Raw genomic sequence first — 2,136 nt, 5'->3', positions numbered from 1 at the left:
GGCGGTACCACCGCCGTCGCCGACACCGACGGCGAAACCGGCGCCCGCCGACCTGTCCGCCGAAGGGCCCGCCCAGGCGGTCTCGCTCGTGCCCGGCGGCGACCCGGTCGACCTGCCGATCACCGTGCGCAACACCGGCGGCAGCGTCTCCGAGCCGATCAGCGCGACCCTGAACCTGCCACCCGGTGTCCGCGCGGTCTCCGGCCCGAACCGGCTGACCCACAACGCCCTGCTGCGCTTCGACGCGCCCCGGCAGTCGACCCAGCGCAGCGACTCGGTGCGCTGCCCCGGCGGCACCGGGTCGGTCACCTGCGGGACCACCGAGGGCCTCAACCCCGGCGACTCGGTCACCCTGCTGTTCCGCCTGGTCGCCGATTCCGGCGCCACCGGCGGACAGATCTCCGGCACGGTGAGCGCGGGCCGGCAGCTCACCGTCAGCGTCTCCGTCCCGGTCGTGGTCCAGGAACCCGCGACCACCGACGGCGTCGACGTGCGCGCCCAGGCGAGCGCCGACGGCTGGTTCTCCCACCTGTGGCCGTGGCAGCGCGACGTGATCCTCAGGGTCCGGGTGGTCAACACCGGCACAAGCACGAAGGCCGTCTCGCTCGGCGTCGACGAGGGCGGGCGCCTGCTCGCCTCGACCCGGCCGCTGCAGTGCGCGGAGACGCCGTCGCAGATGGACTGCGCGACCGAGCCGCTGGCGCCGAACCAGGCCGTCAACGTGGTGTTCCGGCTCGGCCGGGGCCACGATCACCCGCACGATGGCAAGTCGCGCCGGATCACCGTCACCGCGGTTCTGGGCACGGCGACCGACCAGGACACCGTCCGGATCCCCTGGGCGCACGGCCCCGGCTGGCCGGGCCACGTCTCGGCGTCGGCGACCAACACCAAGCCGACGTCCGATCCGTCCGATCCGGCCGAGCCGACGAAGCACCGCGTGCCCACCAAGGTGAGCCCCACGCCGCCCGCGCCGGTGGTTCCGACACCCACGCCGGAGCCGCCGCCGTCGACCGAGCCCGGCACCATGCCGACCCCCCTGTGCATCGGCGGCGACCACCGGCCGAAGCGCTGGGACGTGCCCTGCCCGAGCTGACCTGGTCCGGACCGCCCGGAGATCGGCCCGGGAGCCTCCGTAGACTGCCGGGGTGACCGTCGTCGAGTCCGTGCTGGCCCGCGTTCCGGGGCCGCTGCGCAAAGTGCTGATAAGGCACCGCGAGATGCTCAAGTTCGCGATTGTCGGCGGCACGACGTTCGTCATCGACAACGCGATCTGGTACGTCCTGAAGTTCACGATCCTCGAGGACAAACCGATCACCGCGAAGGCGATCGCGGTGATCGTGGCGACGATCGTGTCCTACATCCTCAACCGCGAGTGGTCCTTCCGGACCCGAGGCGGCCGCGAGGCCCACCACGAGGCCGCGCTGTTCTTCCTCATCAGCGGCGGCGGTGTGGCGATCAACCTGATCCCGCCCTACATCTCGCGCTATGTGCTGGATCTGGAGACCCCGCACGTCAGCCTGCTGGTGCAGGAGATCGCCGACTTCGCCAGCGGGTCGATCATCGGCATGCTGCTCGCGATGTTCTTCCGGTTCTGGGGCTTCAAGAAGTGGGTCTTCCCCGACGAGCTGGGCGCCCGCAAGGGCACCCGGGTCTACGAGGAAGACGAGCCCGAGGTGGAGCCGGAAGAAGCCCTCGGCCACTCCTAGGTTCGACCGCGCCGGCTACCGTGGTGCGCGGTCGGTGGACCAGCGGACGCCCCGCACGTCGCCCGCCTTCGGGACGGGCAGGAACACCGTGAACGTCGCCGGGCGGGCCGTGGACAGCTCCAGCCTGCCGCCGTCGGAGTCGACCAGCGCCCGCGCGAGCGCCAGCCCCAGACCCGTGGAACCCGCCCCGGACACGCCCCGGTCGAAGATGTGCTGCGCCAGTTCCTGCGGCACCCCGGCACCCGCGTCCGTCACCTCCACCACGACCGTGTCCGCGCGGGTGTGGTCGCCGTTGCGGGCCGACAGGGTCACCGTGCCGCCGCCGTGGCGCAGCGCGTTTTCGAGCAGCACGCCGATCGCCTCGCGCAGCCGGGCGGGGGTGGCCTTGGCGAGCAGGCCCGCGGGCAGGCGCAGCCGCAGCGACCGGCCC

Annotated in this window: 2 protein-coding genes and 1 pseudogene; 2 read left to right on the top strand and 1 reads right to left on the bottom strand. The window is 72.7% G+C overall.

What is annotated here, in order from left to right; translation table 11 throughout:
• Together ACRDSQ_RS24320 and ACRDSQ_RS24315 are read left to right on the top strand one after the other, a co-directional pair.
• Nucleotides 1-1,093, top strand: a pseudogene (locus tag ACRDSQ_RS24320) (sigma-70 family RNA polymerase sigma factor); the annotation flags it as partial.
• 52 nt (nucleotides 1,094-1,145) lie between these two features.
• Entirely contained in the window at nucleotides 1,146-1,706 is a 561-nt protein-coding gene (locus ACRDSQ_RS24315) for a GtrA family protein (RefSeq protein ID WP_431424284.1), read from the top strand.
• Nucleotides 1,707-1,721: 15 nt separating this feature from the next.
• On the opposite strand, the gene ACRDSQ_RS24310 is transcribed toward ACRDSQ_RS24315, so the two are convergent.
• A partial coding sequence (locus ACRDSQ_RS24310; RefSeq protein WP_431424282.1) for a sensor histidine kinase occupies nucleotides 1,722-2,136 on the bottom strand: 415 nt, incomplete at its 5' end.

This window comes from Actinokineospora sp. (assembly GCF_050699995.1).
In the GTDB taxonomy this organism is placed as follows: Bacteria; Actinomycetota; Actinomycetes; order Mycobacteriales; family Pseudonocardiaceae; genus Actinokineospora.
The sequence above is the reverse complement of the archived record's forward strand: the minus strand, read 5'-3'. Positions and strand labels throughout refer to the sequence as shown.